The following is a 19,717-nucleotide window of genomic DNA, read 5'->3' on the forward strand; positions in this document are numbered from 1 at the left end:
ATCGACGAGCACGATACTCGCAACGCATCGATGTAGTCCACATTGAGCGTCATCATGCTTGCCAGGTCAAGGCCCTTGACACGACCGAAAAGTGGGGCTTACGTTCGCCGCCATACATGCCGTAACTTCGATGAAACTTTCGGAGAATCTACCGACTGGGGTGGCATGAGCATCACTTCCGGACTGGACGCACGCTGGCACGATCCGCGCCTCTCCCCCATCGAGCGGGCCGAGAATCTCGTGCCCCTCATGACGTTGGAGGAGAAGATCGCGCAGCTCGCCGGGGTGTGGGTGGGCGCCGACGCCGACGGCGCCGGGGTGGCCCCGCACCAGGCCGACATGACCGGCACGACACCACCGCTGGACGCGCTGATCGGCAGTGGTCTCGGCCAGCTGACCCGGCCGTTCGGCACGGTTCCGGTGGAGCCGGCGGCCGGGGCCCGGGCGCTGGCCGCGTCGCAGGAGCGGATCCAGGCGGCCAACCGGTTCGGCATCCCGGCGCAGGTGCACGAGGAGTGCCTCACCGGGCTGGCCGCCTGGAAGGCCACGGTCTACCCGGCGCCGCTGAGCTGGGGTGCGGCGTTCGATCCGGACCTGGTCGAGGAGATGACCGGGCGGATCGGCCGGAGCATGCGGGCCGCCGGCATCCACCAGGGCCTCGCCCCGGTGCTCGACGTGACCCGCGACTACCGGTGGGGCCGCACCGAGGAGACCATCGGCGAGGATCCCTACCTGGTCGGGACGATCGGGGCGGCGTACGTGCGGGGCCTCGAGGGCGCCGGCGTGGTGGCGACCCTCAAGCACTTCGCCGGGTATTCGTCGTCGCGCGGCGGCCGCAACCACGCGCCCGTGTCGATGGGCGCCCGCGAGCTGGCCGACGTGGTGCTGCCGCCGTTCGAGATGGCGTTGCGCCTGGGTGGGGCCAGGTCGGTGATGAACTCGTACGCCGAGATCGACGGCGTCCCGGCGGCCGCCAGCGCATGGCTGTTCACCCGGCTGCTGCGCGACGACTGGGGTTTCGCCGGGACGGTGGTGGCCGACTACTTCGCGATCCGCTTCCTGGAGCGGCTGCACGGGGTGGCCGGGGACGGCGTGGACGCGGCCGGGATCGCGCTGAGCGCCGGGATCGACGTCGAACTGCCGACCGTCGACACGTTCGGCGCGCCGCTCGTCGAAGCGGTTCGCGACGGGCGGATCGCCGAGGCGCTGATCGACCGGGCGCTGCTGCGGGTGCTGACCCAGAAGGCCGAACTCGGGCTGCTCGACGACGACTGGAAACCGCTGCCCGACGGCGCCGGCGACCTCACCTTCGACGACCCGGGCAACCGCGACCTGGCCCTGCGCCTGGCCCGCGAGTCGGTGGTCCTGCTCCGCAACACCGGCGGGATCCTGCCACTACGCCCCGGGCAGCGGGTCGCGCTGGTCGGCCCGGTCGCCGACGACCCGCTCGCCATGCTCGGCTGCTACTCGTTCCCGGTCCACGTCGGCCAGCACCATCCCGACCACGACACGGGCGTCGCGATCCCCACCCTGCGCGCGTCGCTCACGGCCGTCGTCGGCGAGTTGGCGTACGCCCAGGGCTGCGCGATCACCGGCACGGACACCTCCGGGTTCACCGCCGCCGTGACGGCCGCCGCCGCGAGCGACGTGTGCGTGGTGGCGGTCGGCGACCGGGCCGGGCTGTTCGGGCGGGGCACCTCGGGCGAGGGCTGCGACACCACCGGGCTGCGGCTGCCCGGGGTGCAGGCGGAGCTGGTCCGGGCCGTGCAGGCGACCGGCACCCCGGTCGTCCTGCTTCTGCTCGCCGGTCGCCCGTACCCGATCGATGTCGATTTTGATGGGGTCGCCGGGATCGTGCAGGGCTTCTTCCCGGGCCAGTGCGGCGGGCAGGCGCTGGCCGAGATCCTGACCGGCGCCGTGAACCCGTCCGGGCGGCTGCCGGTGAGCGTGCCCCGGGACGCCGGTGGCCTGCCCGCCACCTATCTGAACCCGCCGCTGGGCCGGCGCACCGAGGTGTCGTCGGTGGATCCGACACCCGCGTTCGGTTTCGGTCACGGCCTGAGCTACACGACGTTCGACTGGATCGGTGACGAGCCGGGCGAGCCGGTGGAGTGGCCGGTCGACGGCGACGCCGCGGTCAGTGTCACGGTCCGCAACACCGGCGACCGGGCCGGAACCGAGGTGGTGCAGCTCTACCTGCACGATCCGGTCGCGCAGACCACCCGCCCGGTGGTCCGGCTGATCGGTTTCACCCGGGTCGCCCTGGAACCCGGGGAGGCGGCGCGGGTCACCTTCACCGTGCCGGCCGATCTGACGTCGTTCGCCGGTCTCGACGGTCACCGGATCGTCGAGCCGGGTGAGGTGGAGCTGCGGTTCGGCCGCTCCAGCACGGACATCGCGGCCACCGTCCGGCTGCGAATCACCGGTGAGGAGCGACGTGCCCGCCACGACCGTCGCCTCCAGCCGGACTGTGCCGTGGAAGGGGTGCGGCCATGACAATGACCCGCACCCCGCAACGGGTGGCCGAACCGCCCACCACCGGGCTGCGGCCCCGCCGTCGCACCTGGGGGCAGGCGCTGCGCCGGGACTGGCAGTTGTACTCGCTGGCCGTACTCCCGCTGCTGTTCTTTCTGATCTTCCGTTATCTGCCGATGATCGGGAACGTCATCGCGTTCCGGCGCTACGAACCCGGCGGTGACCTGCTCGGCGAGTACTGGGTGGGCCTGCGCTACTTCGAGATGTTCCTGAACGACCCGACGTTCTGGCAGGTGTTCGCGAACACGGTGATCATCGGCGGGCTGACCCTGCTGTTCTGCTTCCCGCTGCCGATCGTGCTGGCGCTGCTGCTCAACGAGGTCCGCACCCGCTGGCTCAAAGGCTTCGTGCAGACCATTTCCTACCTGCCGCACTTCCTGTCGATCGTGGTCATCGCCGGCCTGATCTTCCAGACCCTGGCCGTGGACGGCGTCGTCAACCAGGGGCTGCGGGCGCTCGGCCAGGATCCGGTGGCGTTCATGCAGGACCCCGCCTGGTTCCGGACCATCTACGTCTCCTCCGAGGTGTGGCAGACCGTCGGCTGGGGCACGATCCTCTACCTGGCGGCCCTCACGACGATCGACAACGACCTGTACGAGCAGGCGAGCATCGACGGCGCGAACCGGTGGCGGCAGACCTGGCACGTCACGCTGCCCGGCATCCGGCCCACCATGATCACCCTGCTGATCCTGAACATCGGCACGTTCCTGGCGGTCGGCTTCGAGAAGATCCTGCTGCTCTACAACCCGCTCACGTACTCCACCGGCGACGTGGTGGCCACCTACCTGTACCGGGTCGGCATCGTCTCCGGCAGCTTCAGCTACGCCGCCGCGATCGGGCTGTTCGAGTCGCTGATCGGGCTGGCGCTGGTGCTCGGCGCCAACACCATCTCGCGCCGCACGGTCGGGACGAGCCTGTGGTGAGGCCCACCCGGGGGTACCGGGTGTTCCAGGCGGTCAACGGGTTCGTGCTGGCCGGCGTCGTGGTCGTGACGCTGTTCCCGTTCGTCAACATCGTGGCGCGGTCGTTCAGCGGCGAGCACGAGATCCGGTCCGGGCAGGTGACGCTCTGGCCCAAGGGGTTCAACCTCACCACGTACCAGAACGTCATGTCCGACCCGCTGTTCTGGATCAACTACCGCAACACCGTCGTCTACACCGTGGTGGCCACCGCCATCTCGCTGGTGCTGACCACCTGCTACGCGTACGTGCTGTCCAAGCACCGGCTGCGCGGCCGCGCCCTGCTGGTCGGCGTCGCGGTCTTCACGATGTTCTTCAACGGCGGCCTGATCCCCAACTACGTGCTGGTCAGCTCACTGGAGCTGCGCAACACGCTGTGGGCCATCGTGCTGCCGAACGCCATCAACGTGTTCAACCTGCTGGTGATGAAGGCGTTCTTCGAGAGCCTGCCCACCGAGCTGGAGGAGGCCGCCGCGGTCGACGGCCTCGGCACCTACGGCATCCTGGCGCGGATCGTGCTGCCGCTGTCCAAGGCGGTGCTCGCCACCATGCTGCTGTTCTACGCCGTCCAGTTCTGGAACTCGTGGTTCGCCGGATTCCTCTACATGGACCGGCAGGAACTGTTCCCGGTCACCGTCTACCTGCGCAACCTCATCGCCGGCGCCACCTCCGGCACGGACATCACCGCGTCCAGCGAGACCGCGCTCCAGGTCGCCGCCAGCATCCAGGCCGTCACCATCGTCCTGACCATGCTGCCGATCATGCTCGTCTATCCGTTCATCCAGCGCTACTTCGTCTCCGGCGTCATGCTCGGCGCCGTCAAGGGATAACCGAGGAGTCCTCCCATGGTTCAGCTGACCCGACGACACCTACTCACCGCGTTCGGAGCCGCCGCCGTCACCACCGTCGCGGGCTGCGGTGACGGCGAGGAGTCCACCGAAGGCCTGGACGGCAAGCGCGCCGGCGCCATGGACGGGTTCAAGGCGGGTGACCAGTTCAAGGCCACCGAGCCGATCACCTTCTCGATCATGATGCTCAGCAACCAGGGCTACCCGTACAAGGCGGACTGGCCGTTCTTCGCCGAGCTGACCAAGCGCACCAACGTGACGCTGGAGTCGACCGCGGTGCCGGGCAGCGACTACAACCAGAAACGCAGCGTCATGGTGAGCGCCGGCGACGCCCCGATGATCATCCCGAAGACGTACCACCCGGACGAGGAGGCGTTCATCGCCAGCGGGGCGGTCATCCCGGTCAGCGACTACATCGACCTCATGCCGCACTACCGGGAGAAGGTCTCCCGCTGGAACCTCCAGCCCAACCTGGACGGGTTCAAGGCGCAGGACGGCAAGTACTACCTGCTGCCCGGCCTGCACGAGAACACCTGGCAGGACTACTCGCTCGGGGTGCGCACCGACGTCATGGAGAAGCTCGGGCTGTCCCAGCCGCAGACCTGGGACGACCTGACCACCGTGCTCCGCGAGATGAAGAAGGCCCACCCGGACGTCTATCCGCTCTCCGACCGGTGGAGCACGCCGCCGCAGCCCGGCGCCAACAACCTGCTCAACATCCTCGCCACCTCGTACGGCACGCACGCCGGCTGGGGATACCGGCCGGCCCACTGGGACGCCGCCGCCGGAAAGTTCGTGTTCTCCGGCGCCATGGACGAGTACCGGCAGGTGCTGCAATACCTGAACACGCTGGTCACCGAGAAACTCATCGACCCGGAGAGCTTCACCCAGACCGACGACATCGCCCGCCAGAAATTCGCCAACGGCAAGTCGTTCGTGATCAGCGTGAACGCGCAGACCCTGGTGAACGAGCTCCGCAAGGACATCGCCAAGATCCCCGGCGCCACGGTGTCCAAGCTGATCCTGCCGACCGGCCCGGCCGGCGCCACGCTGCCCGGCGAGAGCCGCCTGGAGAACGGCATCATGATCAGCAAGAAGGCGCTGGAGAGCAAGAACTTCGTGGCCATGATGCAGTTCATCGACTGGCTCTGGTACTCCGACGCCGGCCTGATGCTCAGCAAGTGGGGCGTCGAGGGGCAGACCTACGCCGGCAAGGTCGACGACGGCAGCTTCAAGCTCGACCCGGGCGTCAAGTGGGGCGGCCTCAACCCGGACGCGCCCAAGGACCTCCAGGTCGACTACGGGTTCTTCAACGGCGTGTTCGCGTACGGCGGCAGCACCGCGATGCTCAACTCGCAGTTCTCCGAGGAGGAGAAGGCGTTCCAGGCCGAGATGAACAAGCGCGAGGTCCGCCCGGTCGACCCGCCCGCGCCGCTCAACGACGTCGAACGCGAACAGGTCACCCTGTGGGCGTCGGCGCTCAAGGACCACGTCAACCAGCAGACCCTGCGGTTCGTCCTCGGGCAGCGGCCGCTCAGCGAATGGGACGCCTACGTCAAGGAGCTGGAGGGCAAGAACTCCACCCAGTACGTGGACACCGTGAACAAGGCGTACGAGCGGTACAAGAAGGAACACGGCTGATGAGCCGCTTCCCCACGGCGTGGCGCGAATGCGTCGGCACCGGCCGGATGGAACTCGCGCTGCGCCGTGACCACCAGGACTCCCTGGCCCTGGTCCAGCGGGAGATCGGGTTCCGGCACATCCGCGGGCACGGGCTGTTCAGTGACGGGATGGGCATCCACCGGCCTTTCGTCTACGCCGGACAGCGGCACGTGCGGCACTCCTTCACCTATCTGGACCAGGTCGTGGACGCCTATCTCGAGCAGGGCATCCGGCCCTTCCTGGAGTTGGGGTTCATGCCGTCCGGGCTGGCCTCCGGCGACCAGACGGTCTTCTGGTGGGGCGGCAACGTCACCCCACCGGCGTCGCACACCGAGTGGGCCGACCTCATCGGCGCCACGCTGCGGCATCTCATCAGCCGCTACGGCATCGACGAGGTACGCGAGTGGCCGATCGAGGTGTGGAACGAGCCCAACCTGCCCCAGTTCTGGCAGGACGCCGACGCGGACGCCTACCACCACCTGTACGAGGTGTCCGCGCACGCGGTCAAGGACGTGGACGCCTCGCTCCAGGTGGGCGGGCCGGCCATCTCCCCCGGCGACGACAAGTGGCTGGAGACGTTCGCCGCGTTCGTCTCCCGCCACGACGTGCCGATCGACTTCGTGAGCCGGCACGCCTACACGTCCGGCCCGGCCCGGCACGTCCCGTTCGGCGTGCACCAGAGCCTGGCACCGGCGTCCGCACTGCTCGACCAGTTCGCGCTGCCCCGAAAACAGCTGGCCGGAACACCGTTGGGAGGTCTGCCGGTGCACATCACCGAGTTCAACTCGTCGTACCGGCCGGACAACCCGGTACACGACACCGCGTTCCACGCCGCCTACCTGGCCCCGGTCCTGGCCGGCGGCGGCGACCTGTGCGACTCGTTCGCCTACTGGACGTTCAGCGACATGTTCGAGGAGGAGGGCGTCCCCACCGCCCTCTTCCACGGCGGATTCGGCCTGCTGACACACCGCCAGATCAAGAAGCCGATCTTTCATCTGTACGCGTTCCTCGCACGCCTGGCGCCCGAGTTCGTCTCCCGGGGACCCGACCACCTGATCACCGCCGACGACTCGGGCCGGATCACCGTTCTGGCCTGGGCGCCGGTGGACCACACCGACGCCGCCAACTCGCCCGCCACCCACCACGTGCTGCTGTCCGTCCCGGCGCCCGGCCCGGCCCTGTTCCTGCTGCGGTCCAGTGTCGACGACGAGCGGGGCAACGCGTGGTCGGCGTGGCGGGAGATGGGACGGCCGCACTCCCCCTCGCCACGGCAGGTCGACATGCTGCGGGAGGCCGCGGAACCCGCCCGCGTCCACCGCAGCGTGCAGGTCACCGACGGCCGCGTGGAGATCGAGATCGTCCTCGCCCGGCACGAGGTCACCCTGCTGGAACTCACCCCGGTGGTCGACGAGACCCCGCCCTGGTGGAACGACTCCCGCCTGGTGTCCGGGGAGGAGCCATGAGCGAGCTTGCGAGCGAATCATCAGGCTCAGTATTGAACTCATGGCGGCGCCGGAGCGAAGCGGAGGTGACGCCATGAGCGAGCTTGCGAGCGAATCATCAGGCTCAGTATTGAACTCATGGCGGCGCCGGAGCGAAGCGGAGGTGACGACATGAGCGAGCTCGCGTTCGGCACCGGACCGCTGTCCCGGACCGCCGCGACCGTGCACAACCTGCTCGTCGTCGAGGCGCTGCTCGTGGCCACCACCCTGCCCGGGCTCGTGGCGCTCCTGCTCGACCGCAACGTCGGCAACCTGCCGCTGGTCGCGTTGTGCGCGCTGCCGGTCGGGCCCGCCCTGTCGGCGGCGCTCTACGCGCTGCACCACCGCAGCAGCGACCTGACCGAGCTACGGCCGGCGGCGGCGTTCCTGCGCGGCTACCGGCTCAACGCCCGGGGCGCGCTGCTGGTCTGGGCGTTCTGGCTCGGCTGGATCACGGTCCTCGCGGTGAACCTGGCCAACCTGGGCGCGGCCGGGCTGCCCGGATGGTGGGTGGCGCCGTTGCTGCTGGTCGGCGCCGCCGCGACGGTGTGGATGCTGAACGCTCTCGTGATCACCTCACTGTTCGCGTTCCGTTTCCGTGATGTGGCGCGCCTGGCCGCGTACCTCGTCATCCGGACGCCGGGCGTGAGCCTCGGCAACTGCTGTCTCGTGATCGTGGTTCTCGGCGGCGTGCTGGCGAGTTCCGAGGCGGTCGTGGCGCTGGCCGGATCGGTGCTGGTCCTGGCACTGCTGCACAACAGCCGGCGGCTGATCGCCGTCGTCCGGAAGGAGTTCACCAGGTGAAGATCGGTTACGGCGGCGACTACAACCCGGAGCAGTGGCTTCCCGAGGTGTGGAAACAGGATTTCCGCCTGTTCGACGAGGCACACATCGACACGCTCACGGTCGGGGTCTTCACCTGGGGTCTCACCCAGCCCGGACCGGACGTCTACGACTTCACCGTGCTGGACCGCATCGTCGACCGCGCCGCCGCCGAGGGCCGCCGGATCTGCCTGGCGACCGGAACCGGGGCGCACCCCGCCTGGCTCGCCAAACAGCATCCCGAGGTGACCCGCACCGACTTCGAAGGACGCAAACACCGGTACGGGCAGCGGCACAACTCCTGCCCCAGCTCCCCCGTCTTCCGGCGCCTGTCCACCGAGATGGCCCGCCGCCTCGCCCAGCGCTACGCCGGGAACCCGGCGGTCATCGCATGGCATGTCGGCAACGAGTACGGCGGCGCCTGCTACTGCGACCTCTGCGCCGCCGGGTTCCGTGAGTGGCTGCGTCTCCGCTACGGCAGTCTTTCCTCTCTGAACGCGGCCTGGTACACCACGTTCTGGTCGCACACGTTCACCGACTGGGACCAGATCGAGCCGCCGTCCGCGCTCACCGAACACTGGCGCGGCCCCGACCACACCGCCTTCCAGGGCATCACCCTCGACTACCTGCGGTTCATGTCGGACGCGATGCTCGCCAACTACCGTGACGAGAAGTCGGCGATCCGCGAATCCGACCCGCGCACCCCGGTCACCACCAACTTCATGGGCCTGTACCGGCCGATCGACTACCACCGCTGGGCGCCGTACCTGGATTTCGCCTCCTGGGACAACTACCCGCCCGACGACAGGTCCCCGGCCCGGATGGCGCTCGCCCACGACCTGATGCGCGGCCTCAAGGACGGGCAGCCGTTCTGGCTCATGGAACAGACCCCGAGCGTCACCGCCTGCCGCGACGTCAACCCGCTGAAACGGCCCGGCGTGATGCGGCTGTGGAGCTGGCAGGCGGTCGCGCACGGCGCCGACGCGGTGCTGTTCTTCCAGATGCGGGCCGGGCGCGGCGCCAGCGAGAAGTACCACGGCGCGGTGATCGGCCACGCCGGCCGTGCCGACACCCGGGTGTTCCGGGAGGTGGCCGCCCTCGGCGCCGAACTGTCCGCCCTCGGCGGGATCACCCTCGGCGCGCGGACCCCGGCCCGGGTGGCGCTGCTGTTCGACTGGGACTCGTGGTGGGCGCTGGAGATCTCCGACGGACCGTCCCGGCTGGTCCGCTACCTGGACGTGGTCACCGCCTACCACCGGGCGTTGTGGACGCTCGGCGCCGACCTCGACGTGATCGCAGTGACCGCCCCGCTGGACGGCTACGACGTGGTGGTCGCCCCGGCCCTGCACATGATCAAGGGCGACCTGGCCGAACGGTTGTCGGCGGTCGCGTTCCGCGGCGGCTCGGTGATCACCACGTTCCTGTCCGGGCGGGTCGACGAGAACGACAACGCGTTCCTCACCGACGTGCCCGGCCCGCTGGGCGAGCTGCTCGGGGTCCGCGTGGACGAGTGGGACGCCCGCGAACCCGTCTACGTCAACCGGGTGCGGGTGGGCGACGCGACGTTCCAGTCCCGGCTGCTGTTCGAACTGGTCCTGCCGCAGGGCGCCGAAGTGGTCGGCCGGTACGAGGAGGACTGGTACGCCGGCACGGCCGCGCTCACCCGCAACGACTTCGGCGCAGGCCACGGCTGGTACGTGGGCGCCGGCCTGGATTGCGCCGGACTCACCTGGGTGATCCGCCAGGTGCTGGAGCGGCACGGGCTGCTCGGCCCCTACCCGGATCTGGGCGAGGTGGAGACCACGGTCCGCGTCACCCCGGACGGCTCCCGCCTGCTGTTCATCCTCAACCACGGATCCTCGCCGGTCGACCTCCCGGCTGTCCCCGCCGGTGATGCCCTCCTCCCCGGAGATCCACTGGCCCTCGAACCCTACGGAGTGCGGATCATCCATATGATCACCTGATGTCGATGTCGTGGCTCAACGAGCCCCCACAGTGGTCCGACCGGGACGGGACGATCCGGGTCACCACCGGCCCGAAGACGGATTTCTGGCGGCGCACGTTCTACGGCTACGTCACCGACGACGGCCACTTCTACCACCGGCCGGTGACCGGCGACTTCACCGCCGAGGTGGTGGTGTCCGCCGGGCACTCGGCGCTGTTCGACCAGGCCGGCCTGATGCTGCGGGCCGGCGGGACCACCTGGCTGAAAACCGGCGTCGAGGTGACCTCCGGCGCCGTACAGCTCAGCACCGTCGTCACCCGCGACTTCTCCGACCTCTCCGTGGTGGCCCTGCCCGGGTACGGCGGCGAGCTGGCGCTGCGCCTGACCCGCTTCGGCTCGGCCGTGTGCGTGCACCGCGGCGACCCGGACGGGACCTGGCATCTGGTCCGGCTCGGCCACCTGGACCTGCCGGAGACGGTCGACGTGGGCGTCATGTGCTGCTCACCGCAGCGCGAGGGCCTGGAGGTCACGTTCCGGGACTTCCGGGTCGGCGACCCGATCCCCCGCGAGGGCCTGGAATAGCCACGCCGATCGATTGCCCCGACCGGATAGCTTGACGACGTGACGGAGAGCCGGGACGACCGCATTGTGGCCGAATTCGGTGAGGGCCATGCCGTGGAGGACATCGCCGCGCGCTACGGCCTCACCGTGGCGCAGGTCTACATGGTGGTCGAGCGGGAGGTCCGCTTCGACCCCCAGCCGCCGTCGCCGTACTACACACCGTCGTACTACACGCCGTCCGCCCCGTCCTACCCGGACGTGGACACCATCGTGGCCGAGTACGGCGCCGGCTACGACATCCAGTGGATCGCCCACAAGCACAGCATCAGCGTCGACTGGGTCTACTACCTGATCCACCAGGCCGTCCAGGACGGCACCTGAAGATCCTTCGTGGTTCAAGGTCCACTTCCAACCCTTTGTCCGGTACGCGTGTCCTCGTCCCGTTCCGATCAGGGCCGTTCCGCCCGCCCGGCCCCTCTCGCTGCCCACTCCAGCCTGTGCCGCCCCCGCCGGGCGTAGATCGATTGGATACACCCGCCAGGTGCGGCCGCTCGCTCCAGGTGGGTGGTTACGGTTGTGCTGGCCAGGCACCGGGACTGCCCGCTCACGGCCTTGGCGCCAGTCACCCGGGATGGGTGGTCGCGGCTTGCCGGCCAGGCACCCGCCTTGCATCGCCGCGACGGCCGCCCACTCGGTGGTTTCATGTGCGCTCACCGGCGGCGACCGGCCGAATCTTGCGGCGAAGGCGGGGGAACACGCGAACAGGCGACTTGACATCGACGCCAGGCGACAACTGAGAAAGAGGCTCCAGAACTACCCGGATTCACCACGCGCCTTCACGCTGGTTCTTCGACCACCGCCCACATCAGATCTCGTCGTCGCCGAGTTCGCGCAGCGTGCCGTCCGGCGTCATGCGGTAGCGGCGGGGCGGTCTCATCATCCGTACGAGCCGCTCCATCCGGGCTGCGCGTTCCGCCTGCTCGCGCCCGGTCGGGTCGGCGACCCGGAACGCGTGCAGGTGGACATCGAGCGGATCGATGTCGTCCGGTTCGATCCGCCCCTCGAGGACGAACCCGAAGAATGCGCGCAGGGCCAGCTCGCCCAGCTCCAGCGGGTGGAACGGAAGCGGGTACGGATCCTCGGAGAACATCGGTTTGACGGGATGCTCGCCCGCCCAGTACGGCAGCTCGAATTCGTACGGTTCGCCGATGTTCTCCGCGATGCCGCCGTCCGGGGAGAGGCAGAGCGAACGGACGAGCTCGCCGTCCTCCCACACCGCGAAGCTCAGCGAGTCGGAGACCGAATGCATCCCGTGCATGATGATCCGCCGGCCCGCACCGGCCTGGAGCAGCCGGTCCGGCAGTTCCGAGGGGAGATGACGGACCAGCCGTTGGTCGCAGAACAGTTCGGCACCGGCCAGGACGGTCGCGTAGGAGGTGTCCTCCGGCGGATAGCAGTAGTCACCGAGCGGCCCGTCCCCGAGCAGCGTCACCTCGTAGCCGGGATGCATCTCGCGCAGGAGGTCCAGGGCCTCTGCCGGATCCGACCGGACCGCTTCCCTCAAGGTCGGCCGCAGATCACCTTCACTGAACGCCAACAGCGCGGTCTTCGCACCCATCGATCCCCCCGACGTCAATGATCATTGGAGCCTACGGCCCCCGCTGCTGGCATCTGGCGAAGGCCAGGTGGCCGGAGCGCAGGTAGAGGGTCCAGCCCGTGTCGTCCTCGTAGGTGTCGAGTGCCATCTGTTCGCTGCTGACCACGTCGCTGTCGAGCTGTTCGACGTCGATGTCCACCGTGACGAGCTGGTCGTCCACGTCCAGGTCCCATCTCCCGGCCGCGGCGGCGGGTGGCGGATCGTCCCAGCGCCGCGGTCCGTCCGGGCCGGGCGTCGTGACGCGATGATCGATCTGGCCCGCGAACACCGGCGACAGGGGATCGAGGGTGAAACGGCCGTCGGCCAGTACGAGCCGGTCTCCGTGCGGCGAGCACCAGGCGCCGAGGAACTCGCTCGCCGGCGGTGGGGGCGGTGCCGCTACCGGCCGCGTGACGAAGCCGATGGCGGCGAGACCTGCCGCGGCAACACACAGGCCGAGGGCGAGAGCCACCCCGAGGGCCATTGCCAGACCACGCCGCACTGTCGCTCCTCCGATCGTCGAAGCGAGCCTGCGGGAAGTTCGATCATGGTGGAAGGGCCTTCACCGATCCTGCCCGGAACCTTCACAGGCGTCAGGACGACCGGCCGAGTGCCTTGCGGAGGAGTTCGGCCAGTTGGGCCTGTTCTTCGAGGGTGAGGTTGGACGTGGCCGCCCGGGCGAACTCGAAGGTCTTCTCGAAGGCGGCGTTGAGTTCGTCGCCCGCGGGGGTCCGGGTGAGGCGGCGGGACCGGCGGTCGTGCGGGTCGGCGTGCCGTTCGACGAGTTCCCGGGCTTCCAGTCGGCTGACGATCTGGGTGATGTTGGAGGCGTCGCAGCCCAACTCGTCGGCCAGCTCCCGCATCCCCCGGGGCCGGGCGATCCGGCCCAGCACGCAGGCCTGGGCGACGGTCATCCCGTGCCGGTCGGCGGCGACCTCGTAGGCGCGGTCGTAAGCGTCGACGAATTCGAACATCGCGCGCTCGGCCTCGGTCGACGGGGAAACGGGACCGGAAGGAACGGCCATGCCCAAACCCTAACACTTGATTGACTCAAGCAATTGTGCCAGGGTGATGCTTGAGTCAATCAAGCATTCTTGGAGGTCTCCTCATGCCCAAAATCTTCGAGCCGGTGACGCTCGGCAAGCTGCAACTGCCGAGCCGCCTGCTGATGGCCCCGATGACACGGAGCCGCGCGTCCGCCGACGGCGTGGTCACGGCGCTCACCGCGGAGTACTACCGGCAGCGCGCCGGCGCGGGTCTGATCATCAGCGAGAGCATCCAGCCCAGCGCGATCGGGCAGGGCTACCTCATGACCCCGGGGCTGCACACCGCCGGCCAGGTCGAGGGCTGGCGTGCCGTCACCGGCGCGGTCCACGAGCAGGGTGGGCGCATCGTCGCCCAGCTCACCCACACCGGACGGATCGGCCACCCGGTCCTCTACCCGGACGGGACACTGCCGGTGGCACCGTCCGCGGTCGCCTCCGGCGAACAGCTGTTCAGCCTCGACGGGATGCTCGACCACCCGGTGCCGCGCGCGCTGACCACCGAGGACATCCACGCCACGGTCGGCGACTTCGCCGCCGCGGCCGGCAACGCCATCGACGCCGGGTTCGACGGTGTGGAGATCCACGGCGCCAACGGCTATCTGGTCCACCAGTTCCTCGCCGACAACACCAATCTGCGCACCGACGCGTACGGCGGGACGGTGGAGAACCGCATCCGCTTCGCCGTCGAGGTCGTGACCGCGGTCGCCGACCGTATCGGCGCCGAGCGCACCGGCATCCGGCTGTCCCCGGGGAACCCGTTCAACAACGTACGCGAGGCCGATCCGGCGCCGGTCTACCTGGCATTGCTGGGAGCGCTGACCGGGCAGGGGCTGGCCTACGTGCACCTGATCGAGGGCGGCGACCGGGAGCTGACCCGGCGACTGCGCGCCGCGTGGCCCGGCGCCCTGGTCCTCAACCCGCACCCGTCGGCGGAGGCGTATCCGGCCTCGCCCGAGTCGGCGGTGGAGGCGGTCGAGGCCGGGGTGGCGGATGCCGTCGCGCTGGCGACCCTGTGGCTGGCCAACCCGGATCTGGACGTCCGCATCCGGTCGGGTGGGCCGTACAACACCGCCGACCCGGCGACGTTCTACGGCGGCGACCACACCGGGTACACCGACTACCCGGCGCTCGGCCAGGGCGGTTCCGAGTGAGCCGGGCACATGCGCTCGTCGTCGTCGCCCACCCGCGCCCGGACTCGCTGACCGCGGCCGCCGCGGCCCGTGCCCATGACAGGCTGGCCGCCGGCGGCTGGACCGTCGACCTCCTGGACCTCTACCGGGAGGGCTTCGACCCGGCCCTGCGCCCGGACGACGAGCCCGACTGGGGCGACGCCGCCAAGGAGTACTCGGCCGAGGTACGAGCGCACATGGCCCGCATCACCGCCGCCGACCTCATCGTGGTGGTCTTCCCGGTCTGGTGGTGGGGACTCCCCGCGATCGCCAAGGGATGGGTCGACCGCGTGTGGAACCGGGGATTCGCCTACGAACCGTCCACCCTGCACGGCAAGCGGATGCGCTGGGTCGGGCTGGCGGCCGGCTCGGCGGCCCACTACGCCACCCACGGCTTCGACAAGGCCATCGACCTGCAACTGCGGGTGGGGATCTCGGAGTACTGCGGGATCACCGACGCGACCGTCCACCTGGTGCACGACACCCTCACCGAGCCCGACGTGACCGCAATCGACGAGATCGTGTCGTCCACGACGGTCGCGGCCTAGGGTCGGCTCCCCGCCTGGGCGGAGATCGGTGCGCCGGCCGACCTCCGCCCGGGCGGACCGTTCGCGCTCGTCGTTCCCGAGTTCGCGCAGCGTGCCGTACGGCACCGAACGCATCCCGCGCATGATGATCCGCCGGTCCGTGGTAGCCGGGCAGGGCTCTACAACCCCGACCCGGCCGCACGTCAGGGAGCGTTGCAGGGCGGACCAAGATCATGTAACTGGGCGACCCGGGCGCCATAGGATCGGCGGATGGACCTTGCCGAGTTCGAAGCATTGGCCGGACCGCTGCTCCGGAACGCGGCCTCGGAGCGCGCTCGGTACGGGTTCGCCCTCATCGAGGGCCGTACCGCCACAGCGGAGGAGATCGCGAGTGTCGAGCGCGAGATGGCGGTGACTCTGCCGGACAAGTACAAGACGTTCATTGATGCGGTTCGGTGGAGGTCTGTTCGGCTTCGTCGAGCTGTTCCCGATCATGGCGGCGCCCGAGGAAGCCCGCGACCTGCGTACCGTCAACGACCGCGAGTTTCCCGACCGCACCTTCGTCGTCGTCGCTCCGGTCGGCACCGGCGACCACTGGGGCTTCCCCGTGCGTGACGGACGCTGCCAGGAACAGGTCTGGTGCACCTACCACGACGCCGTCGACGACGAACCCGTCGCAGCAGATTTCCTGGAGTTCGTCGCCGAGCACGGGCTGAAGAGTTCCAGCGATCGGGCACTGGAACGCCGGCACTGAGCCCGCCGAAGAACCGCGCCGACATGTCGCCGGCGAGCGCGACCGGCGGCTGTGAGAGTTTGATGGCGCCACCTTTCTCCGTTGGAATTCCGGCCGGTTCGCCGTATCAGAATCGCAGAACGACATCCGTTCCCAGGAACGGAAAACCGGAAAACCCAAGATCAAATGCTTACACTTCGCGGGCCGGGTGGGGGAGAATTTATGCATGAGGCAGGCATCGTTGTTCAGCAAAGCGGAAATTGCGGCGATGCGCGACCCCACCAAAGCGCGGAACCATTCTCCCGCGCGCGACGGATTCCGCCGGAGACACCAGCGTTGTCGCGAGTGGGGCCTTGAACGGCGTCATGCCGAGAAGCTTCGCCGACTCCACCAGAACACCCCCGCACCCGGGCTCGGCAACGATCCGGCCCCCTCCCCGGCAACCGCTGCCCACCCCACGGCTCCCGTCGCAGCGCCCGGTCTCCGGTCCGCGGCACCCGGTCCCCGGCCCGCAGCACCCGGTTCCCGACCCGCAGCACCCAGTCCCCGACCCGCAGCACCGGTCACGTCTCCGGTCACGTCGGTCACCCCCGACGTTCCGCGTCGTGCGGCGCCCTCCGCGCGATCAGGTGCCCGCACACGACCGGGAGCCCACGCGCCATCCGGCACCTGGCCGGTCGCTCCGACACCGCAGCAGGCCACACCGCTCACCACAGCGGATCAGCGGACACGGCCCACACCACAGGCAAGACCGGACACCGCGACACCCGCAGCGCCGCCGGAGACGCCGCCGGAGACGCCGCCGGAGACGCCGCCGGAGACGCCGCCGGCAGCCGCCCTACCGATCACGACGAGTCCCCGACTATCAAAGCCGCAAATCGGAGTCATTGGCGTAACCAGGACCGCTGGCGTGACCAGGACCGCCGGCGTGACCAGGACCGCCGGCATGACCAGGGTCGTTTGCGTAACCAAGGACGCTGGCGTGACCGGGACTGCCCGAGATTCGTCAGCCCGGTCGTCGGGTTGCGTCCCGGCCGCCGATTCTGAATCGATCGGCTTCGGTGGGCATTCCATGGACGAGCGTGGTCATTGCCGGGCGAAAGTCGCGGTAGCGCGCGACGCTGTCCAGTGCCGCCCGGTCCATGATGATCACCGGGACTGGGTTGAGCTGGGTGCGGCACGCCGAGTGCCACAAGATGGGAGCGTTGCCTGCCGGGCCGAACTGATCATCGGGTGGGTGTCTGGTCGCCGCTTCGTTCTTCTTCGAATGGCTCCGAGCTGCCGTAGAAGTGGAAGTCGTAGTAGCCGAGCGGGGTGGCGGTCAGCACCGCGGGGCACGCATGGCTGGAGGAGTTCAGGGCGGCCGCTGACGTTGTGCATCTGGCCAGGGCCCGGATCCTGGCTGGGGCGGAGGAAGCCGATCCGACCGACCACGGTCGGCGTCGTTGCGATCGGCCTGGTCTGTCCGGCATTCGGGACGCGCTGCCACACAGGAGACCGTCCAGGTAGCTCCGAATCGTTGCCGGCGGCGTGGCCGCGTCATCGACCGTGAGGCGCGATGGGGTGGCCCGGCCACCGATCTCCACCCGGCCGGCACTCGAGTGAGCGCCCCGGCCACCGATCTCCGCTCGGCGGGCGCCGCACAGGCCGGGGTGGCGGTGAGGTCACGCCGGTGGGGCCGGACGGTCCGGGAAGGAAGTGGGCGGGGTCTCGCGTACCGGATCAAGGTTGACGGGTGAGGACCTGCGGGCCGGATTCGGTGATGGCGACCGTGTGCTCGGAGTGGGCGGTACGGGAGCCGTCGGCCGAGCGGATCGTCCAGCCGTCCTCGTCGTACCGGATCTTGTCGGTGGTGCGGCAGAACCACGGCTCGATGGCGATCGTCAGGCCCGGGTCGAGGCGGATGCCACGGCGGGCCCGGCCGTTGTTGGCGACGTGCGGGTCCTCGTGCATGGTGCGTCCGATGCCGTGGCCGCCGAACTCGCCGTTGACGCCGTAGCCGTACGAGCGGGCGGTCTCGCCGATCACCGCGGAGATGTCACCGAGGCGCCCGCCGGGCTGCGCGGCCGTGATGGCGGCCTCCAGGGCGACCTGGGTGGCCTCGATCAGCCGGAGGTCGGCCGGGTCGGGCGTGCCGACGATCACGGAGACCGCGGAGTCGGCGACCCACCCGTCGATGCCGACAGCCATGTCGATGCTGAGCAGGTCACCGTCGCGCAGCACGTAGTCGTGGGGCAGGCCGTGCAGCACCGCGTCGTTGACCGAGAGGCAGAGCACGTTGCGGAACGGTCCGCGGCCGAACGAGGGGGCGTAGTCCCAGTAGCAGGAGTCGGCGCCGCGTTCCTTGATGCGGCGGCGGGCGTGGTGCTCGATGTCCATCAGGTTGACGCCGACGCCGGCGACCCCGGTCAGTTCGGCGAGCAGTTCGCCGACGAACCGGCCGGTCACCGCCATCCGGCCGATCTCCTCGGCGGACTTGAGCTCGATCACGACAGCCTTCCCCTTCCCGGCGCGGTATTTCTATACCGGTATTTATATACCACGCCGTGGCGGGAAGGATATTCTGCTGCCATGGTTCGCCAACCCCTCACCGCCGAACAGATCGCCGCCGGCCGGCGCCTCGGTGCCGCGCTGCGGGCCGCACGCGGTGGCCGTGGCCTCGTCGAGGTGGCCCTGGCGGCCGGCATCTCCCCGGAGACGCTGCGCAAGATCGAGGCGGGCCGGCTGCCGGCGCCGGCGTTCGGCACCGTGGTGTGCCTGAGCCGGGCTCTCGGCGTACCCCTGAATGATCTCGCCGAGGTCTGGCTGACCGACATGCCGGCGCGGCAGGCGTCGTGAGGGACCGCGCCCGTGCCCGCCGGGAGGACGACCCGGCGGGCACGGACGGCCGTCAGGGACGGCCCGCGAGACCGGCCTCGACCAGGGCGGGGAAGTAGCCCTTGGCCTGGCCCGCGGCGGTGGGGTGCAGGACCGTGTTGTCGCGGATGCCCTCGGCGCCGATCAGCCAGGGGCGCGCCGTGCACAGCTCGTGCCCGGTGAACGGCCGCGCCACGTCGACGTAGCGGACCCGGGACTGCCTCGCGGCCTCGGCGATGGCCGCGTTGAGCTGGTGGATCACCTGGTTCGAGCGGACCCGCAGGGCCGGCTGGACCGGTACGCCGGCGCAGCGCCGGGTCCGGGCGAACGGCAGCGGGTAGCCGGTCACCACGATCCGGGCGTTCGGCGCGGCGGTGGTGACCGCACGCATCATCCGGGCGAGATCGCGCGGCAGGGCCGAGGACAGCCTGCGGTTGATCGCGGCGTAGCCGGTACGGCAGGCGGCCACCCGGGCCGGGCTCTGGCAGGCCAGCAGGACCTGCTTGACGCCCAGGTCGTTGGCGCCGGCCGTGATGGTGACCAGATCCGTCTCCCGGCTCAGCGTGGCCACCTGCCGGGTGGCGACATCGATGGTGGTCGCGCCGGTACAGGCCGGGAAGCGCAGCGTGATGGAGCCGTGCGCCTGCCGGGCGAGCAGGGTCGGGTAGGCGGCGGAGCTCCGGCCGCAGGCGTCACCGGTGGAGGCGGCCCCGTGCCCGGCGGCGACGGAGTCGCCGAGCGCGACGTACTGGAGTGGGTCCGGGGCGGCGGCGCGGGCGGCGACGGCCGCGGGGGCGGCCCAGGCTGTCGAGGTCATCGCCATGGCCGCACAGGCGGCGACGACTCGACGGAAGATCGCGGTGGGGTAAGGCATGACGGACTCCGGCGGGGGGGATCGTAAACGGACATCAGGAGCATAAAGGAGGATTCACCCCAC

19 protein-coding genes are annotated in these 19,717 nt (G+C 69.7%); 13 read left to right on the forward strand and 6 right to left on the reverse strand.

The window, feature by feature from the left end; genetic code table 11:
• Positions 1-165: 165 nt before the first annotated feature.
• The 9 genes from BJ964_RS38890 (at position 166) to BJ964_RS38930 (ending at position 11,194) form a co-directional block, all read left to right on the forward strand.
• Positions 166-2,496: a beta-xylosidase/alpha-l-arabinosidase gene (locus BJ964_RS38890; RefSeq protein ID WP_188125325.1), complete on the forward strand. Its 2,331-nt coding sequence runs from the start codon at positions 166-168 to the stop codon at positions 2,494-2,496.
• Positions 2,493-3,458 carry an ABC transporter permease gene (locus BJ964_RS38895; protein ID WP_188125326.1) on the forward strand — a complete coding sequence of 322 codons (966 nt, stop codon included), beginning with the start codon at positions 2,493-2,495 and terminating at the stop codon, positions 3,456-3,458. Before BJ964_RS38890 ends, BJ964_RS38895 begins: the two co-directional genes overlap by 4 nt.
• A complete protein-coding gene (locus BJ964_RS38900; RefSeq protein ID WP_229806955.1) occupies positions 3,455-4,324 on the forward strand; it encodes a carbohydrate ABC transporter permease in 870 nt (289 codons plus the stop codon). Before BJ964_RS38895 ends, BJ964_RS38900 begins: the two co-directional genes overlap by 4 nt.
• 15 nt (positions 4,325-4,339) lie before the next feature.
• Positions 4,340-5,983 (forward strand): ABC transporter substrate-binding protein, encoded by a 1,644-nt coding sequence (locus tag BJ964_RS38905; protein ID WP_188125328.1) that lies wholly within the window; start codon positions 4,340-4,342, stop codon positions 5,981-5,983.
• Complete coding sequence (locus BJ964_RS38910; RefSeq protein WP_188125329.1) at positions 5,983-7,467, forward strand: GH39 family glycosyl hydrolase; 1,485 nt, start codon at positions 5,983-5,985, stop codon at positions 7,465-7,467. The genes BJ964_RS38905 and BJ964_RS38910 overlap by 1 nt, the downstream gene beginning before the upstream one ends.
• 150 nt (positions 7,468-7,617) lie before the next feature.
• Positions 7,618-8,289 carry a hypothetical protein gene (locus BJ964_RS38915; RefSeq protein WP_188125330.1) on the forward strand — a complete coding sequence of 224 codons (672 nt, stop codon included), beginning with the start codon at positions 7,618-7,620 and terminating at the stop codon, positions 8,287-8,289.
• Complete coding sequence (locus BJ964_RS38920) at positions 8,286-10,271, forward strand: beta-galactosidase (RefSeq protein WP_188125331.1); 1,986 nt, start codon at positions 8,286-8,288, stop codon at positions 10,269-10,271. The genes BJ964_RS38915 and BJ964_RS38920 overlap by 4 nt, the downstream gene beginning before the upstream one ends.
• The gene (locus BJ964_RS38925) at positions 10,271-10,834 is read left to right on the forward strand and encodes a DUF1349 domain-containing protein (protein WP_188125332.1); all 564 of its coding nucleotides are present in this window, start codon (positions 10,271-10,273) and stop codon (positions 10,832-10,834) included. The genes BJ964_RS38920 and BJ964_RS38925 overlap by 1 nt, the downstream gene beginning before the upstream one ends.
• A 39-nt stretch (positions 10,835-10,873) precedes the next feature.
• Positions 10,874-11,194: a Mor transcription activator family protein gene (locus tag BJ964_RS38930; RefSeq protein WP_188125333.1), complete on the forward strand. Its 321-nt coding sequence runs from the start codon at positions 10,874-10,876 to the stop codon at positions 11,192-11,194.
• A 484-nt stretch (positions 11,195-11,678) separates the two neighbouring features.
• On the opposite strand, the gene BJ964_RS38935 is transcribed toward BJ964_RS38930, so the two are convergent.
• The 3 genes from BJ964_RS38935 to BJ964_RS38945 all read right to left on the reverse strand — a co-directional run bounded on the left by BJ964_RS38935 (position 11,679) and on the right by BJ964_RS38945 (position 13,474).
• Entirely contained in the window at positions 11,679-12,431 is a 753-nt protein-coding gene (locus BJ964_RS38935) for a DUF6928 family protein (RefSeq protein WP_188125334.1), read from the reverse strand.
• A 31-nt stretch (positions 12,432-12,462) separates the two neighbouring features.
• Positions 12,463-12,951 (reverse strand): hypothetical protein, encoded by a 489-nt coding sequence (locus BJ964_RS38940; protein ID WP_188125335.1) that lies wholly within the window; start codon positions 12,949-12,951, stop codon positions 12,463-12,465.
• Positions 12,952-13,042: 91 nt separating this feature from the next.
• Positions 13,043-13,474 (reverse strand): MarR family winged helix-turn-helix transcriptional regulator, encoded by a 432-nt coding sequence (locus BJ964_RS38945; protein WP_188125336.1) that lies wholly within the window; start codon positions 13,472-13,474, stop codon positions 13,043-13,045.
• An 83-nt stretch (positions 13,475-13,557) separates the two neighbouring features.
• On the opposite strand from BJ964_RS38945, the gene BJ964_RS38950 reads away from it, so the two are divergent.
• The 3 genes from BJ964_RS38950 to BJ964_RS38960 all read left to right on the forward strand — a co-directional run bounded on the left by BJ964_RS38950 (position 13,558) and on the right by BJ964_RS38960 (position 15,945).
• Positions 13,558-14,646, forward strand: a complete 1,089-nt coding sequence (locus tag BJ964_RS38950; protein WP_188125337.1) for an alkene reductase — start codon at positions 13,558-13,560, stop codon at positions 14,644-14,646.
• The gene (locus BJ964_RS38955; protein WP_188125338.1) at positions 14,643-15,212 is read left to right on the forward strand and encodes an NAD(P)H oxidoreductase; all 570 of its coding nucleotides are present in this window, start codon (positions 14,643-14,645) and stop codon (positions 15,210-15,212) included. Before BJ964_RS38950 ends, BJ964_RS38955 begins: the two co-directional genes overlap by 4 nt.
• Before the next feature lie 424 nt (positions 15,213-15,636).
• The gene (locus BJ964_RS38960) at positions 15,637-15,945 is read left to right on the forward strand and encodes an SMI1/KNR4 family protein (protein WP_188125339.1); all 309 of its coding nucleotides are present in this window, start codon (positions 15,637-15,639) and stop codon (positions 15,943-15,945) included.
• A gap of 699 nt (positions 15,946-16,644) precedes the next feature.
• Here the strand turns inward: BJ964_RS38960 and BJ964_RS48680 are convergent.
• Positions 16,645-16,773: a hypothetical protein gene (locus BJ964_RS48680; RefSeq protein WP_262479414.1), complete on the reverse strand. Its 129-nt coding sequence runs from the start codon at positions 16,771-16,773 to the stop codon at positions 16,645-16,647.
• A gap of 873 nt (positions 16,774-17,646) precedes the next feature.
• Positions 17,647-18,414, reverse strand: a complete 768-nt coding sequence (gene map / locus BJ964_RS38965) for a type I methionyl aminopeptidase (RefSeq protein ID WP_188125340.1) — start codon at positions 18,412-18,414, stop codon at positions 17,647-17,649.
• An 81-nt stretch (positions 18,415-18,495) separates the two neighbouring features.
• Here map and BJ964_RS38970 point away from each other — a divergent pair, with 81 nt between their 5' ends.
• Positions 18,496-18,762: a helix-turn-helix domain-containing protein gene (locus BJ964_RS38970; RefSeq protein WP_188125341.1), complete on the forward strand. Its 267-nt coding sequence runs from the start codon at positions 18,496-18,498 to the stop codon at positions 18,760-18,762.
• Positions 18,763-18,814: 52 nt separating this feature from the next.
• Here the strand turns inward: BJ964_RS38970 and BJ964_RS38975 are convergent, their stop codons facing one another.
• Entirely contained in the window at positions 18,815-19,654 is an 840-nt protein-coding gene (locus tag BJ964_RS38975; RefSeq protein WP_188125342.1) for an SGNH/GDSL hydrolase family protein, read from the reverse strand.
• Positions 19,655-19,717: the final 63 nt, after the last annotated feature.

Source organism: Actinoplanes lobatus (assembly GCF_014205215.1).
In the GTDB taxonomy this organism is placed as follows: domain Bacteria; phylum Actinomycetota; class Actinomycetes; order Mycobacteriales; family Micromonosporaceae; genus Actinoplanes; species Actinoplanes lobatus.

Excerpts from the sequence above, each read along its gene's own strand:
- BJ964_RS38960 (WP_188125339.1), top strand. The coding sequence starts at position 15,637 with ATGCGGTTCGGTGGAGGTCTGTTCGGCTTCGTCGAGCTGTTCCCGATC.
- BJ964_RS38905 (WP_188125328.1), top strand. The coding sequence starts at position 4,340 with ATGGTTCAGCTGACCCGACGACACCTACTCACCGCGTTCGGAGCCGCC.
- BJ964_RS38925 (WP_188125332.1), top strand. The coding sequence starts at position 10,271 with ATGTCGATGTCGTGGCTCAACGAGCCCCCACAGTGGTCCGACCGGGAC.
- BJ964_RS38915 (WP_188125330.1), top strand. The coding sequence starts at position 7,618 with ATGAGCGAGCTCGCGTTCGGCACCGGACCGCTGTCCCGGACCGCCGCG.
- BJ964_RS38975 (WP_188125342.1), bottom strand. The coding sequence starts at position 19,654 with ATGCCTTACCCCACCGCGATCTTCCGTCGAGTCGTCGCCGCCTGTGCG.
- BJ964_RS38935 (WP_188125334.1), bottom strand. The coding sequence starts at position 12,431 with ATGGGTGCGAAGACCGCGCTGTTGGCGTTCAGTGAAGGTGATCTGCGG.
- BJ964_RS38895 (WP_188125326.1), top strand. The coding sequence starts at position 2,493 with ATGACAATGACCCGCACCCCGCAACGGGTGGCCGAACCGCCCACCACC.
- BJ964_RS38890 (WP_188125325.1), top strand. The coding sequence starts at position 166 with ATGAGCATCACTTCCGGACTGGACGCACGCTGGCACGATCCGCGCCTC.
- BJ964_RS38910 (WP_188125329.1), top strand. The coding sequence starts at position 5,983 with ATGAGCCGCTTCCCCACGGCGTGGCGCGAATGCGTCGGCACCGGCCGG.
- BJ964_RS38950 (WP_188125337.1), top strand. The coding sequence starts at position 13,558 with ATGCCCAAAATCTTCGAGCCGGTGACGCTCGGCAAGCTGCAACTGCCG.
- BJ964_RS38945 (WP_188125336.1), bottom strand. The coding sequence starts at position 13,474 with ATGGCCGTTCCTTCCGGTCCCGTTTCCCCGTCGACCGAGGCCGAGCGC.
- BJ964_RS38970 (WP_188125341.1), top strand. The coding sequence starts at position 18,496 with ATGGTTCGCCAACCCCTCACCGCCGAACAGATCGCCGCCGGCCGGCGC.